The 14,666-nt window shown below is 65.5% G+C and carries 14 protein-coding genes; 10 read left to right on the top strand and 4 right to left on the bottom strand.

Annotated elements, in window-relative coordinates; genetic code table 11:
* A partial coding sequence (locus IVB31_RS20635; protein ID WP_276576615.1) for a UDP binding domain-containing protein occupies positions 1-514 on the top strand: 514 nt, incomplete at its 5' end.
* Between the two features lie 160 nt (positions 515-674).
* Positions 675-1,565: an aldose 1-epimerase family protein gene (locus tag IVB31_RS20630; RefSeq protein ID WP_247326023.1), complete on the top strand. Its 891-nt coding sequence runs from the start codon at positions 675-677 to the stop codon at positions 1,563-1,565.
* 30 nt (positions 1,566-1,595) lie between these two features.
* On the opposite strand, the gene IVB31_RS20625 is transcribed toward IVB31_RS20630, so the two are convergent.
* Positions 1,596-2,444 (bottom strand): MBL fold metallo-hydrolase, encoded by an 849-nt coding sequence (locus IVB31_RS20625; protein ID WP_247326020.1) that lies wholly within the window; start codon positions 2,442-2,444, stop codon positions 1,596-1,598.
* Positions 2,445-2,713: 269 nt separating this feature from the next.
* Here IVB31_RS20625 and IVB31_RS20620 point away from each other — a divergent pair, with 269 nt between their 5' ends.
* Positions 2,714-3,529 (top strand): response regulator transcription factor, encoded by an 816-nt coding sequence (locus IVB31_RS20620; protein ID WP_247326017.1) that lies wholly within the window; start codon positions 2,714-2,716, stop codon positions 3,527-3,529.
* Between the two features lie 34 nt (positions 3,530-3,563).
* Here IVB31_RS20620 and IVB31_RS20615 read toward each other — a convergent pair whose 3' ends face one another.
* Positions 3,564-4,706: an alpha/beta hydrolase gene (locus IVB31_RS20615; protein ID WP_247326015.1), complete on the bottom strand. Its 1,143-nt coding sequence runs from the start codon at positions 4,704-4,706 to the stop codon at positions 3,564-3,566.
* A 145-nt stretch (positions 4,707-4,851) separates the two neighbouring features.
* Here IVB31_RS20615 and pgm point away from each other — a divergent pair, with 145 nt between their 5' ends.
* From pgm to IVB31_RS20595, 4 genes are all read left to right on the top strand, one after another.
* Positions 4,852-6,498: a phosphoglucomutase (alpha-D-glucose-1,6-bisphosphate-dependent) gene (gene pgm / locus IVB31_RS20610; RefSeq protein ID WP_247326012.1), complete on the top strand. Its 1,647-nt coding sequence runs from the start codon at positions 4,852-4,854 to the stop codon at positions 6,496-6,498.
* 327 nt (positions 6,499-6,825) lie between these two features.
* Entirely contained in the window at positions 6,826-7,875 is a 1,050-nt protein-coding gene (locus tag IVB31_RS20605; RefSeq protein WP_247325976.1) for an aromatic ring-hydroxylating dioxygenase subunit alpha, read from the top strand.
* 6 nt (positions 7,876-7,881) lie between these two features.
* Complete coding sequence (locus IVB31_RS20600) at positions 7,882-8,634, top strand: GntR family transcriptional regulator (RefSeq protein WP_247325973.1); 753 nt, start codon at positions 7,882-7,884, stop codon at positions 8,632-8,634.
* Between the two features lie 10 nt (positions 8,635-8,644).
* Positions 8,645-9,625, top strand: a complete 981-nt coding sequence (locus tag IVB31_RS20595; protein ID WP_247325970.1) for a PDR/VanB family oxidoreductase — start codon at positions 8,645-8,647, stop codon at positions 9,623-9,625.
* A gap of 204 nt (positions 9,626-9,829) precedes the next feature.
* On the opposite strand, the gene IVB31_RS20590 is transcribed toward IVB31_RS20595, so the two are convergent.
* Positions 9,830-10,195 carry a nuclear transport factor 2 family protein gene (locus IVB31_RS20590; RefSeq protein WP_247325967.1) on the bottom strand — a complete coding sequence of 122 codons (366 nt, stop codon included), beginning with the start codon at positions 10,193-10,195 and terminating at the stop codon, positions 9,830-9,832.
* A gap of 99 nt (positions 10,196-10,294) precedes the next feature.
* Here IVB31_RS20590 and IVB31_RS20585 point away from each other — a divergent pair, with 99 nt between their 5' ends.
* From IVB31_RS20585 to hemC, 3 genes are read left to right on the top strand one after another with little or no spacing between them, the layout of a single operon-like run.
* A complete protein-coding gene (locus IVB31_RS20585) occupies positions 10,295-10,885 on the top strand; it encodes a TetR/AcrR family transcriptional regulator (protein WP_247325945.1) in 591 nt (196 codons plus the stop codon).
* 53 nt (positions 10,886-10,938) lie between these two features.
* Complete coding sequence (locus IVB31_RS20580) at positions 10,939-12,564, top strand: choline dehydrogenase (RefSeq protein ID WP_247325942.1); 1,626 nt, start codon at positions 10,939-10,941, stop codon at positions 12,562-12,564.
* A gap of 12 nt (positions 12,565-12,576) precedes the next feature.
* A complete protein-coding gene (gene hemC / locus IVB31_RS20575; RefSeq protein ID WP_247325924.1) occupies positions 12,577-13,557 on the top strand; it encodes a hydroxymethylbilane synthase in 981 nt (326 codons plus the stop codon).
* A 180-nt stretch (positions 13,558-13,737) separates the two neighbouring features.
* Here the strand turns inward: hemC and hemE are convergent.
* Positions 13,738-14,666, bottom strand: a 929-nt coding sequence (gene hemE / locus IVB31_RS20570) for a uroporphyrinogen decarboxylase (protein ID WP_247325904.1), incomplete at its 5' end; no start/stop codon positions are given.

Here is a 14,666-nt window from a genome sequence, read left to right as displayed (position 1 = left end):
CACCAAGGCGCTGATCAAGATCGCGCAGGATTATGATGTGAGCTTGCGCATCGTCGAATCCGTGCTCGCGGTCAACGAGAACCGCAAGCGCGCGATGGCACGCAAAGTGAGCCAGGCGCTCGGCGGCTCCTTGCGCGGCAAGACCATCGCCGTGCTCGGCCTCACCTTCAAGCCCGACACCGACGACATGCGCGATGCGCCGTCGATTCCACTGGTCACGGGCCTGCTCGACATGGGCGCGAAGGTGAAGGCCTTCGATCCCGTCGGCATGGAGCAGGCCAAGGGCGAATTGCCCCATATCACCTATTGCGAGGATGCCTATTCCTGCGCGGAAGGCGCCGATGCGATCGTCATCGTCACTGAATGGGTGCAGTTCCGCGCGCTGGATCTCGACCGGCTGAAGGCGACCATGGCCCAGCCCGTCGTCGTCGATCTCCGCAACATCTACCGCCCCGAGGACATGGCTGCGGCGGGCTTCACCTATGAGAGCATCGGGCGGTCATCCCAAGCTTGACAGGTAAGCTTGGCAGATAAGCCCGACCGACGGCAATGCTGAGTTGGGCTTCACTCGCCCCGTCACGGGCGGGTGAAATCGTCTCCAATGCGGTATGGTCTGCTCGCATGAGGCGGCGGTACTTCGCCCGTCAGCCTCGGCTTTCGCGATGAGGACGGTCATGACCGACGACACGCACACGATCCGCAGCGGCGCTCTCACCGCGACTATCAAGGCACATGGCGCCGAGATGTGTTCGCTGGCGAGCGATGCCGGCGTCGAATTCGTCTGGCAGGCGGGGCAGGCGTGGCCGCGCCATGCACCGCTGCTGTTTCCGATCGTCGGGCGTCTCGCCAATGACGAATTGCAGCACCGGGGCAGGACGTACCGGATGACCCAGCACGGCTTCGCGCGCGACAGCCGCTTTGCGTGGGCGGAACGTGGCGAAAGTCGTTGTGCGCTGGTGCTCGAAGACAGCGAGACGACGCGCGCGCTCTATCCCTTCGCGTTCCGCCTGACCGCAACCTATTCGCTCGATGAAGCCGGTCTCGATCTTTCACTCGCGATCGCGAACACCGGCAAGGAGATATTGCCGGCCTCGCTGGGCGGCCATCCCGCCTTCAACTGGCCGCTTCAGCCGGGACTGGCAAAGGAGAGCTACGCGCTGACCTTCGCGAACGCAGAGCCATCTCCCGTCCGCCGTCTGGACGGCGGCTTGCTGCGCCCGGCAACGGAGCCAAGTCCCGTCAACGGCAACGTGTTGCCCTTGTCCGAGTCCCTGTTCGTCGGCGACGCAATCATCTTCGACCGGATCGGGAGCAACTCGGTCCGCTATGCCGCGGGGCAGGGTGCGTCCAGCGGGCCGTGGCTGAAAATGTCATGGCGCGGCTTTCGCGAGCTTGGCGTCTGGTCGAAGCCATCGGGCGCGCCGTTCCTCTGCATCGAGCCCTGGCGCGGCTATGCCAGTCCCGCCGGCTTCGACGGCGAGTTCAGCGACAAGCCGGGCCTGATGCACATCGCAGCCGGCGCAGAAGAGGTGTTGTCATTCCGGATCGAGGTCGGATCGTCCTGAGGCTGGACGGCCTTCGCGTACAAGCGGTTCTCAGACCTCGATCTGCATGAGGTCCTCGCCGAGCACGACAGGACCCGAATAGTCCCGCCTGACATCCGCGAGCAGCGCGTTCAGCATGGAATCGTCGGCGCGTGGCCGGTGGTGGGTCAGCGCGAGCTTTTTGACGCCGGCCGCTGCCGCGACCTTGCCGACCGTATCGCCGCAGGCGATCGTGAACTTCGCAAGACGGCGCAAGTGCTCGTTGTCGATCTCCGGCGTTGCGAGAAAGCAGCACTGGACGAGCAGGTCGGCTCCCTGTGCCAGCCGCTCGAGGCCGGGGCAGGCGACCGTGTCGCCGGAAATCGCAATGACCTTGCCCTCCGCCTCGAAGCGATAGCCCAGACACATCCAGCGCGCGAGAAAGGCCGGAGACATATCGAGGCCATCGCCATGCGAGACGAGCTCGGCGCTGATCTTCCAGCGCCCGGTGTCGAGAACGGGGCCCGGTATGATGTCCGTCGCGACGACCGGCTTCCAGCCGCCGAAGCTCGGCTCGCCCTGATCCCGCCAGCTGATGTCCTTGTCGTACACCTGCGTGATCAGCGTATTGACCAGCCGTTCGGTATCCGGCGGCCCATAGATGCGCAGATCGTCCTTGCGGCCATGCATCCATGAATTGAGCATCACGTCGTAGAGGTCGCCGATGTGGTCGAAATGGTGATGGGTGAGAAAGACCGTGTTGATGGAGCCAAGCGGCACGCCGGCCTTGCTGAGCTGCACCATGACGCCGCGGCCCGCGTCGATCAGGATATTTTCCTCGCCGAGCCTGATCAGCGTGGTCGTCGCCATGCGGCGCGGGTCCGGGCGCGGGCCGCCGGTGCCGAGCAGGATGACTTCCATGGCATCACCTCCCGGTGCAGACCTCTCGGGGCGCACAATAGATTTGAAGCTCTTGGCGGGGCAAGCTGCCGCGGGCCACCGAGGAGCGGGCCGCGCAGAGCCAAAGGTTCTGCACAACTGCCGCTTGTGCCTGCCTAGTCTCGCACATGTTGCCCGGGATGAGAATTGTGGGCCAATTCATACTTAATGCGTCAAGACCATGACCAATATTGTTTGGGCGTCACAACACGCCTAGTATTCGGCAGGCAATTCGGGGGCTCGAATAAGTCGTGAATGTTCGTTCACAGGACATCGCATTGCGCGACGACTTGAATTTTCAAGCCGGGCCGCAGGCACACAGCACATCCAACAACGTGGCTGATTCCGCACTTCAGGCACCGCGTCCCGCTGGCCGCGAGCGGCTGATCGTCGTCGAAGACGATCCGGTGACGCGGACGATGCTGGTCGGTTATTTCAGCGAGAACAATTTCGACGTGGTCGGCGCCGGCTCTTGCGCGGAATGCCGCCAGGCGCTGCGCGGGCGCACCGATCTCGTCTTCCTCGACTTGCAACTGCCTGACGGCGACGGCTTCGATCTCGCCAAGGAGATCCAGGCGACCAGCAATGCGGGCATCATCTTCGTGACCCGCCGCGACACCGACGTCGATCGCATCCTCGGCCTCGAGATCGCCGGCGACCACTATGTCACCAAACCGATCAATCTGCGCGACCTGCTGGCGCGCGCGCGCAGCGTGCTGCGGCGGCGCTCGATCGATCGCAAGGCGGCGCGCAACCACAATTCGATCGCCTTCGGCGACTGGATCATCGACCTGACGCGGCGTGAGCTGCTCGGCAGCGACGGCAAGCCCGTCGCGTTGACGCGCGCCGAGTTCGACCTGCTCGCAGCGCTCGTCGGTGCCGACGGAAGGCCGCTCAGCCGCGACTATCTGATCGAGGTCGTCAGCAACCGCCAGGCCGAGGTCGACATCCGCACGGTGGATGCGCTGGTGGCCCGGCTGCGCCGCAAGCTCGTCGGCAGCGGCACGCCCGTGATCACCACCGTCACCGGCGTCGGCTACAAGCTCGCGCTGAGCGAGCGGCTCTAGCGGCATCGGTCGAGAGACCGGGTCGCCCTCGCGCCTATCGCGCGCGGGCGCTCTGGTCTGTCACTGTCCTTTGCGCAGCCCCGGCCAACCGGTCGTCGACCGCATAGAGCGTGCAGGTCGGCGACCATTTCATGCAGGCGGCAAGCGAATCGCGCTGGGCGTCGTCTGTCGTCGCCCGTCCCGAACGCCAGCCGTAACCGCCGTTCGGCGACACCGCAAACGCCTTGTGCGGCATCGTGCTGGCGAGATAGCGCCCGAATTCGGCGCGCGCGGCCTCGTTGAGCTGGCCCGGCGGCGGCAGCGGATCGGGCGGGCCCAACATGTCATGGCCTAGCGAGCGCTCGCGCAGGAAGGCGTCGAGATACGGCGTCCATTGCGGACGGCCCACCACCGAATAGAGATAATGGCCGTCGTCGCTATAGGGCGGCGCCGCGATGAACTTCGCGTTGCCGCCACTGGCGCGAAATCCGTCATGGAGGCGACGCGCGAGATCGGGGCCGAAGAACGAGTCATTGCTGGCATAAACCCACAGCATCGGCACGCGGGAGGTTTTGCCGAACGTCGCAAAAGCCTGCACCAGCCCCTCAGGATTGCAGACGTCGTCGTCGTCGCGCGAGCCGCGGCCGCCGGCGAAGCTGATGGCTGCGACGAGACCGGGCGGCGCCTGCGCGGTCAGCGCGACGGTGGCGAGCCCGCCGGCGGAATGGCCGGCCGCGATCATGCCCGATGTCGTCACGTCCGCCCTGCGCCCCATCGCGTCGATCGCCGCCCGCAAATCCGCCACGGCGACCGCGGCCGCCGGCAGATAAGCGGCGTTGGCGCAGCCACCGACGCTGTCGACGCGCCCGCCCGGCGAGGTGCCGTAGCCGCGCCGCATCACGATCAGCGCGGCAAAGCCGCGCCGGGCATATTCCAGCGCGATGCCGTAATATTTGTGCGCGGACATCGTCGCGCGGTCGTCGAAACTGCGCGGCGAGCCGTGGCTGAGCAGCGCGAGCGGATAGCGCTTGGTCCCGGCCGGCCGAACCAGGAACGCCTCCAGCCCCTGCGGCCCGGCCTCCGTCATCGGGATGCGCAGATCCTCGGTGTAGAATTCGGCCGCCATCGCATTGGGCACCATGCCAGCCGTTGCAAGCCAGGCAATCAGAAGAACCAAGAGCCTGTGAAACAGCAGCATGCCCGACTCGAAAAGCCCAGATCTGAAAGACCATAGCATGTTCTCAGGAACGCCTCCCCCGTTGCGCGTGTTGTGCCCTTGGCGGGCACCCACCGGATGCTATGGTATCGCCAGCGATCTCTACGACAGGACGAGGATAATCCCAGTGGCTGATGTCAATCCCGCGGCGGGCAAGCAGGTCTCGCCGGACGCGCTCACCAACGTTTCGCGGCTGGTGACGGCCTATTTCGCCGGTAAGCCTGACGTCACCGATCCCGCGCAGCGGGTGGCGTTCGGCACGTCAGGCCATCGCGGCACCTCGTTCAAGAACAGCTTCAACGAGGGCCATATCCTCGCGACCACGCAGGCGATTTGTGATTACCGGCGGGAAAAGGGGCTGACCGGTCCACTCTTCATCGGCATCGACACCCATGCGCTGGCCGAGCCGGCGCTGGTCAGCGCCGTCGAGGTGTTCGCGGCCAACGGCGTCGACATCATGATCGACAAGGACGGCGGCTACACGCCGACGCCGGTGATCTCGCACGCGATCCTGACCTACAACAAGGGCCGCACCTCTGGCCTTGCCGACGGCGTCGTCGTCACGCCCTCGCACAATCCCCCCGAGGACGGCGGCTACAAATACAATCCGCCGCATGGCGGGCCGGCGGACACCGACGCGACCTCCGTGGTCGAGAAGCGCGCCAATGCCTATCTTGCCGATGGCCTCAAGGGCGTGAAGCGCGTCGACTACGCCAAGGCGCTCAAATCTTCGAGCGTCCACGCTCACGACTTCGTCACGCCCTACGTTGCCGATCTCGGCAACGTCGTCGATCTCGAGCTCGTCAAATCGGCCGGCGTCAATATCGGCATCGATCCGCTCGGCGGCGCCGCCGTGCATTACTGGCATCCGATCATCGAGCGCTACGGCCTGAAGGCCACCGTCGTGAACGAGGCGATCGATCCGACCTTCCGTTTCATGACGGTGGACTGGGACGGCAAGATCCGCATGGACTGCTCGTCGCCCTACGCGATGGCAAGCCTGATCGCGATGCGCGACCGTTTCGACGTCGCCTTCGCCAACGACACCGATGCCGATCGGCACGGCATCGTGACCCGCACCGGCGGCCTGATGAATCCAAACCATTATCTCGCGACCGCGATTTCCTACCTGTTCGCGCACCGTCCGAACTGGGGCAAGGATGCCGCGATCGGCAAGACCGTGGTGTCGAGCTCGATCATCGACCGCGTCGCCAAGAAGCTCGGCCGCAAGCTGGTCGAGACCCCGGTCGGCTTCAAATGGTTCGTCGACGGCCTCCTCACGGGCGGCTTCGGGTTCGGCGGCGAGGAGAGTGCGGGCGCCTCGTTCCTGCGCCGGGACGGCACGGTGTGGACCACCGACAAGGACGGCATCATTCTCGGCCTGCTCGCAGCCGAGATCATGGCCAAGACCGGCCGCGATCCGAGCCAACTCTTCAATGATCTCACCGCCGAACTCGGCGTGCCCCATTATGCGCGCATCGACGTCGCCGCCACGACGCCGCAGAAGAACATCCTGAAGTCGGTGACGCCCGAGCAACTCGGCCTGAAGGATCTCGCCGGCGATCCCGTCCGCGCCACCCTGAGCAAGGCGCCCGGCAACGGCCAGCCGTTCGGCGGCATCAAGGTCGAGACCGATTTCGGCTGGTTCGCGGCGCGGCCGTCGGGCACCGAGGACGTCTACAAGATCTACGCCGAGAGCTTTCGCAGCACGGAGCACCTGAAGCGGATCCAGCAGGAAGCCCAGGCGGGATTGGCGAAGGTGTTCGGGGCGTAAGTCCCAAGAGAGCGAGTGACGCTTTAGCCGCGGCGACGGTGCGCGCCCTCTCCCGCTTGCGGGGGAGGGTTGGGGTGGGGGTGCCTCCGCGTCGGGATTGTCTGAGGTTTGCGGAGAAAGTCCCTGGGTGGAGAGAGCCCCCACCCGGCGCTTCGCGCCGACCTCCCCCGCAAGCGGGAGAGGTTGACCGAGTCCGACGACGCGATCTAACCATCAGATACGATTGTATACATTTAATTCGATTTAGGTATCATATTACGGTTTAACTCTCGCTTCTCGCCAGTTACTGTATACATAACGTATTCAACAGCCTTGGGAGCGAGACCGGTGACAAAATCCTTCCCCATGAATGCCTGGTACGCCGCCGCCTGGGATGCCGACGTCAAGCCGGCGCTGTTGCCGCGGACCATCTGCGGCAAGCATGTCGTGATGTACCGCAAGGCCGATGGCTCGGTCGCCGCGCTGGAGGATGCCTGCTGGCACCGCCTGGTGCCGCTGTCGAAGGGCCGGCTCGAAGGCGACACCGTCGTCTGCGGCTATCACGGCCTGAAATACAATGCGCAGGGACGCTGCACCTTCATGCCCTCGCAAGAGACCATCAACCCGTCGGCCTGCGTCCGCGCCTATCCCGTGGTCGAGCGTCACCGCTACATCTGGCTCTGGATGGGCGATCCCGCGCTGGCCGATCCCGCGTTGGTGCCCGACATGCACTGGAACCACGATCCGGCCTGGGCCGGCGACGGCAAGACCATCCACGTCAATTGCGACTATCGCCTCGTGCTCGACAATCTCATGGACCTCACCCACGAGACTTTCGTGCACGGCTCCTCCATCGGCAACGAAGCCGTCGCCGAAGCGCCGTTCGACGTCACCCATGGCGAGAAGACCGTCACGGTGACGCGCTGGATGCGCGGCATCGAGGCGCCGCCGTTCTGGGCGAAACAACTCGGCAAGTCCGGCCTCGTCGACCGCTGGCAGATCATCCGCTTCGAAGCGCCGTGCACCATCGCGATCGACGTAGGTGTCGCCCCGACCGGCACCGGTGCGCCAGAAGGCGACCGCTCGCAGGGCGTCAACGGCTTCGTGCTCAACACCATCACGCCCGAGACCGACAAGACCTGCCACTATTTCTGGGCCTTCGTCCGCAACTATCAGATCGGCGAGCAGCGCATCACCACCGAGATCCGCGACGGTGTCTCCGGCATCTTCCACGAGGACGAGCTGATCCTCGAAGCGCAGCAGCGCGCGATGGACGAGAACCCCGATCGCATCTTCTACAACCTCAACATCGACGCCGGCGCGATGTGGACGCGCAAGCTGATCGACAAGATGGTGGCCAAGGAAAACGGGCCGCAGCACCTTCAGGCCGCGGAGTAGCAGATCATGGCCGAGCGCGAGGTCGACCGCTCCGTCTCGCAGACCGTGAAGGCGCAGCTCGCGCTGCGCGACCAGCTCCTGTCGGGCGCGTTGCGCCCGGGCGAGCGCATCTCCGAGCTGCAGGCGGTGGAGACGACCGGCGCCTCGCGCACCCCGGTGCGCATGGCCCTGGTGCGGCTGGAGGAGGAGGGCCTGCTGGAGGCGATCCCGTCCGGCGGCTTCATGGTCAAAGCGTTTTCGGAGCGCGACATCTCCGACTCCATCGAGCTGCGCGGGACGCTGGAAGGCCTCGCCGCCCGCTTCGCCGCCGAGCGCGGCGTCTCGGCGCGCGAGCTCGAGCCGCTGAAGGAATGTTTGGCCGCGATCGACGAATTGCTGGGCCAGGTGCCGATCTCGGTGGACGCGTTCTCGTCCTATGTCGCGCTGAACGCGCGCTTTCATGCGCTGCTCACGGAATTGTCGCGCAGCCCGCCCTTGATCCGGCAGATCGACCGCGCCTCGGCGCTGCCGTTCGCCTCGCCAAGCGGCTTCGTGATGGCGCAATCCGCGTTGCCGGAGGCCAAACAGATCCTGATCATCGGGCAGGAGCATCACCGCGTCGCGATCGACGCGATCGAGAATCGCGAGGGCGCCCGCGCGGAGGCCGTCATGCGCGAGCATGCGCGGCTCGCGGTGCGCAATTTGCGGCTGGCGCTGCGCAACCGGACCCATCTCGACCTCCTGCCGGCGCTCGCGCTGATCAAGACCGCAACCGATTGAGGGGAGTGCCATGCGCTTCATCGAAACCTGGATTCCCGCGACGCTGCTGTCGACGCGCGATCTCGCGCCCGGCATCCGCGAATTCCTGATCCTGCCGGATCAGTTCGACGGCGCCGCCTATCCGGTCGGCAGCCACATCAATGTCAACATGACCATCGACGGGCAGCCCGAGACGCGGTCCTATTCGCTGGTCGGCGAGGCCACGCCGCGCGGCCTCAAGATCGCGGTGCGCCGCGCCGAGGATTCCCGCGGCGGCTCGCGCTACATGTGGTCCTTGCAGCCGGGCGCGCGGCTCGACATCACGCGGCCGTCGTCCCTGCTCGCGGTCGACTGGGCTCGTCAAAACTATTGCCTGGTTGCCGGCGGCATCGGCATTACCCCGATCCTCGGCGCTGCGCAGGCGCTGGCGCGGCGCGGCGCTGACGTCACGCTGCACTATGCCGTGCGCTCGCGTGCCGAAGCCGCCTATCTCGATGATCTCGCTTCCATGCTCGGTGAGCGCCTCGTCGTCCATCCCGGCGACGAAGGCCGGCGGCTCGATCTCGACGCGCTGTTCGCATCCCTGCCGCAAGGCGCGCTGGCGCTGTTCTGCGGCCCGATGCCGATGCTCGATGCCGCGCGCCACGCCTGGATCGGCGCCGGCCATCCGCTTCCCGATCTCCGCTACGAGACTTTCGGTTCCAGCGGCACATTGCCGACCGAGACGTTTCGCGTACGTCTGAAGGGCTCCAATGTCGAGCTCGAGATCCCGCGCGAGCGCTCGATGCTCGACGTGCTCAACGCCAGCGGCCACGACGTGATGTACGATTGCAAGCGCGGCGAATGCGGCCTGTGCGCCATCGACGTCGTCGAGGTCGACGGCGAGATCGACCATCGCGACGTCTTCTTCAGCGACCATCAGAAGCAAAGCAATCAGAAGATCTGCGCCTGCGTCTCCCGCGCAAGGGGTACCATCACGGTGGACACGCTGCTGCGGGCGGATGCGATCTAATCGGCAGTGAGCGAGATTTCGTTGAGAGCAATAGAAGAGGCCGCGGGCTCCTCGCCTCTCCCGCTTGCGGGAGAGGTCGGCGCGTAGCGCCGGTTGAGGGTTCTCTCCTCGGGGCATCCAGTATGCCGCGGCGGCTCGGCTGATCACTATTGCCGCGGCGTACCCGGTCAAGCCGGGCGATGACAGGAGTGTCTAGGCACGCCGTCACCGCCCCAACTGTTTCGGATCATAATAGAATCGTTCTTCGATCAGCAGATCGCCGCGCCAGGTCTGCCAGGCGATCTCGTCGAGACTCCGCGTGACCCCTTCGGTATTGGTGAAGCTGAAGGTCCAGCGGGTCGCGACATGGTCGCCCTCGATCAGGCTTGGGCCGATGCGCACCGCCTTGACCTCCCTTGAGGCCGCCAGAACACCACGCTCCTTGGCGACGAGCTTGTCGCGGCCGACCGTCGGTGCGGCGTTGTTCTCGTAGGTCGCGGCATCAGGCGTATAGAATTGCTCGATCGCCCCGACGAAATCGCCGGCCTCCAGACGCTTTGCAAACGCTTCGACGACGTCGCGACTCGGCATGGCAACCTCCCGATCAAAACAGACTGATAGTCGGTAAATACCGACCGGTAGTCGAAAAGTCAACTGGCCGCCTGCGGCGAATTCGGTTAGACGAGACCCATGGCGAAACAGGCGGAGCGGCGGGCAGCGACATCGGAGGCGATCCTGACGGCGGCGCGCCGCTTGTTCGGGACACAAGGGTTTGCCGCAACGACGATGGACGAGATCGCCGAGGCCGCCGGCGTCGCCAAGGGCGCGGTCTATCATCACTTCAAGACCAAGGAGGCGGTGTTCGAAGCGGTGTTCGACAACGTCTCGCGCGACCTCGTCACCGAAATCGACAGCGCCGCACGCACCGAGAAGGACGTGCTCGCCGCGATGGTCGCCGGCACCCAGCATTATTTTGCCGCGACCGCCAAGGGCCCGACCGGCCAGATCATCCTGCGCGACGGGCCAGCCGTGCTCGGCTGGGAGCGCTGGCGCGAGATCGACGCCAAACATTTCGGCGGCAAGCTGCCACGTGCCATTGCGGCCGCCATGGAGGCCGGCCTGATCGCGCGGCAGCCGGTCGAGCCGCTGGCGCGGCTGCTGCTCGGCGCGGTGACGGAGGCCGCGGTCGCCTGCGCCGGGCGCGCGGACATCGCAAGGGCGGGCGCGGAATATGCCCGTGCGTTCAAGTCGCTGGTCGAGGCGCTGCGCCTGCGTGCATGATCGTGCTAAGTCACGAGAACGGAAACGCCCACCAACAAGAAGAACAGTAGCGCATGAACGCAACTTCCTCCCTTATGCCCTCCGATCCTGAGTTCGACTACATCATCGTCGGCGCCGGCTCTGCCGGCTGTGTGCTCGCCAACCGGCTGTCGGCGAACGGCAAGCACAGCGTGCTGCTGCTCGAGGCAGGCCCGAAGGATTCCAACATCTGGATCCACGTCCCGCTCGGCTACGGCAAGCTGTTCAAGGAAAAGACCGTCAACTGGATGTACCAGACCGAGCCCGAGCCCGAGCTGAAGGGCCGTCGGGTGTTCCAGCCGCGCGGCAAGACCTTGGGCGGATCGAGCTCGATCAACGGGCTGCTCTATGTCCGCGGCCAGCACGAGGATTACGACCGCTGGCGCCAGCGCGGCAACACGGGCTGGGGCTATGACGACGTGCTGCCCTATTTCAAGAAGGCCGAGAACCAGTCGCGCGGCGCCGATCAATATCACGGCAGCGGCGGTCCGCTGCCGGTCTCCAACATGGTCGTCACCGATCCGCTGTCGAAAGCGTTCATGGACGCCGCGGTCGAGACCGGTCTGCCCTACAATCCCGATTTCAACGGTGCTACCCAGGAAGGTGTCGGCCTGTTCCAGACCACGACGCGCAATGGCCGCCGCGCCTCGACGGCGGTGGCCTATCTCGGCCCGGCCAGGACGCGCGGCAATCTCAAGATCGAAACTGGCGCGCTCGGCCAGCGCGTGCTGTTCGAGGGCCGCCGCGCAGTCGGCGTTGAATACCGCCAAGGCGCAACCGTGCGCCGCGCCCGCGCGCGCAAGGAGATCGTGCTGTCGAGCGGCGCCTACAATTCGCCGCAGCTGCTCCAGCTCTCCGGCGTCGGGCCTGCCGATCTCCTGCGCAAGCACGGTATCGATGTCGTGCTGGAGGCGCCGGGCGTCGGCCACGATCTCCAGGACCATATGCAGGTTCGCATCGTGATGCGCTGCTCGCAGAAGATCACGCTGAACGACACCGTCAATCATCCGCTCCGCCGCACGCTGGCCGGCGCGCGCTACGCCCTGTTCCGGAAGGGATGGTTGACGATCGCGGCGGGGACGGCGGGCGCGTTCTTCAAGACCAGTCCGCGGCTGGCCTCGCCCGACATCCAGGTCCACTTCCTGCCGTTCTCGACCGACAAGATGGGTGAGAAGCTGCATGATTTCTCCGGCTTCACGGCGTCGGTGTGCCAGCTCCGTCCCGAAAGCCGCGGGTCCCTGCGCATCAAAAGCGCGGATCCGACGGTGCCGCCAGAGATCCGCATCAACTACATGTCGACCGAGACCGACCGCACCACCAATGTCGAAGGTCTGAAGATCCTGCGCAAGATATTGAATGCGCCGGCGCTGAAGCCGTTCGTGGTCAACGAAGTCGATCCCGGGGCGAAGGTATCCACGGACGCGGAGCTGCTGGATTATTGCCGCGAGCGCGGCAGCACCATCTACCATCCGACCTCGACCTGTCGTATGGGCAATGACGCGCTCGCGGTGGTCGACCAGCGGCTGAAGGTGAGGGGGCTCGAAGGCCTTCGCGTGGTCGACGGTTCGATCATGCCGGACCTCGTGTCGGGAAACACCAACGCGCCGATCATCATGATCGCCGAAAAGGCCTCCGACATGATATTGGAGGATGCACACTAGGAGCTTTCGAACTTGGCTATGCGATTCAGGATCGGCACACGCAAGAGCGCGATGGCGCTGGCACAGACGGAAGAGATCGCGCGCCGCCTGACCGCCGCCATGCCCGATCTCGACGTCGAGATCGTCAAGTTCGACACCACGGGCGATCTCGACCAGACCAGCAAGCTGTTGCCCCACGGCGGCAAGGGCGGTGCCTTCGTGGCGCAGATTCGCGCCGCCGTGCTGTCGGGCGAACTCCAGGCAGCGATGCACTCGTTGAAGGACATGCCGGGCAACGAGGACACGCCGGGCCTCGTCATCGGCGCCACGCTGTCGCGCGATCCGGCCAGCGACGCGCTGGTGCTGCGTGACGGCGTGACGGTCGAGGCGCTGCGCCATTCGCGCGGCAAGGGTTTCAAGATCGGCACCAACGCGGTGCGCCGCGCCGCCTATGCGCGGCGATTATTCCCCGACGTCGAGATCATTCACTTCCGCGGCGCCGCGGACACCCGCGTGCGAAAACTCGACAATGGCGAGAAACAGCGGCTGCCGGACGGCGGCACGGTGGGACCTGCGGATGCGCTGATCATGGCGCGGTCCGGCCTCGACCGCGTCGGCCTTTCTCACCGCATGGCCTACGAGTTTACCGCGACGGAGATGCTGCCCGCGGCGGGCCAGGGCATCGTTGCCGTCGAATGCGCTGCACAGGACTGGCAGACGCGGCAAATCCTGTCATCGATCGACGATCCCGCTGCGCACGCCTGCGCCGATGCGGAACGGGAAGTGCTGTGGGTACTGAATGGCCACTGCAATTCGCCCATCGCAGGCTTCTCGACGATTGCTGGCGATCAGATGTCACTGACGGCGTCCGTGCTCGATCTCTCCGGCAACATCATCATCGAGGTTTCACACGCTGGCCCGGCCAACCGCCCGCGCGAACTCGGCCGTGCGGTGGGTTTGGATTTGCTGACGAAGGGCGCCGCCGAGATCATCGAACGCAGCCGGCCGCGTTAAGCTCTTACCGAAATGTCATGTGAGCGATGATGGCATCATGCGCCTGTTTTGCCCGACGGGTCAAATGGCCTCGCGGCAGGGCGCGACCTATGCCGGCCTAGATTTTTCAATGACTTGTCTACTGTGCATGGGGTTGTTTTCGCGATTTTTGTTTTTTCGCTCCCCAGGACACGAAATAAATTACCCGCGCACGCGCTTCAGCATCTGCTCGACATGAGCGATCGGCGTCTCCGGCTGAATGCCGTGGCCGAGATTGAAGATCAGCCGCCCTTGCGCGAAATTCGTCAGCACGTTGTCGACCGCGCGATCCAGCGCCGCGCCGCCCGTGATCAGCGCCAGCGGGTCGAGATTGCCCTGCACGGCGACGCGGCTCTGCACGCGCTCGCGGATGAAGGCCGGCTCCGCGGTCCAGTCGATGCTGACGGCGTTGACGCCTGTTACCTCGACATAGCCCGGCAATTGCGCGCCGGCGCCGCGGGGAAAGCCGATGATCTTCGCATCGGGCACTTTCGCGCGCACGCCTTCGACGATGCGGCGCGTCGGCTCGACCGACCAGCGCGCGAACTCGGCAGGCGGCAGCACGCCCGCCCAGGTGTCGAAGATCTGCAAGGCATTGGCGCCGGCAGCCAACTGCGCCAGCAGATATGCGATCGAGTTCTCGACCAGCACCTCGATGATTTTCGCAAACGCCTCCGGATGCCGGTAGGCCATCATCCGCGCCGGCGCCTGGTCCGGCGTGCCGTGGCCGGCGACCATGTAGGTCGCCACCGTCCACGGCGCGCCGCAGAAGCCGATCAGCGCGATCGCAGGATCGAGCGCGCCGCGCACGATCCGCAGCGCCTCGAACACCGGCGCGAGCTTGCCGAAATCGGCGTGCTTCGCCAGCGTCGCGACCTTGGCGGGATCGTCCAGCGGTTCGAGCCTCGGACCCTCGCCAATTTCGAAGCGCACGGAGCGCCCGAGCGCATAGGGGATCACCAGAATGTCGGAGAAGATGATGGCCGCATCGAAGCCGAACCTCCGGATCGGCTGCAGCGTCACCTCGGCGGCAAGTTCCGGGTTGAAGCAGAGATCGAGGAAGCCGCCGGCCTTGGCGCGCACCTCGCGAT

The sequence above is a fragment of the Bradyrhizobium sp. 21 genome, from assembly GCF_023073335.1.
GTDB lineage: Bacteria > Pseudomonadota > Alphaproteobacteria > Rhizobiales > Xanthobacteraceae > Bradyrhizobium.
The sequence above is the reverse complement of the archived record's forward strand: the minus strand, read 5'-3'. Positions and strand labels throughout refer to the sequence as shown.

Excerpts from the sequence above, each read along its gene's own strand:
- IVB31_RS20630 (WP_247326023.1), top strand. The coding sequence starts at position 675 with ATGACCGACGACACGCACACGATCCGCAGCGGCGCTCTCACCGCGACT.
- IVB31_RS20625 (WP_247326020.1), bottom strand. The coding sequence starts at position 2,444 with ATGGAAGTCATCCTGCTCGGCACCGGCGGCCCGCGCCCGGACCCGCGC.
- IVB31_RS20615 (WP_247326015.1), bottom strand. The coding sequence starts at position 4,706 with ATGCTGCTGTTTCACAGGCTCTTGGTTCTTCTGATTGCCTGGCTTGCA.
- IVB31_RS20600 (WP_247325973.1), top strand. The coding sequence starts at position 7,882 with ATGGCCGAGCGCGAGGTCGACCGCTCCGTCTCGCAGACCGTGAAGGCG.
- IVB31_RS20595 (WP_247325970.1), top strand. The coding sequence starts at position 8,645 with ATGCGCTTCATCGAAACCTGGATTCCCGCGACGCTGCTGTCGACGCGC.
- IVB31_RS20590 (WP_247325967.1), bottom strand. The coding sequence starts at position 10,195 with ATGCCGAGTCGCGACGTCGTCGAAGCGTTTGCAAAGCGTCTGGAGGCC.
- IVB31_RS20585 (WP_247325945.1), top strand. The coding sequence starts at position 10,295 with ATGGCGAAACAGGCGGAGCGGCGGGCAGCGACATCGGAGGCGATCCTG.
- IVB31_RS20580 (WP_247325942.1), top strand. The coding sequence starts at position 10,939 with ATGAACGCAACTTCCTCCCTTATGCCCTCCGATCCTGAGTTCGACTAC.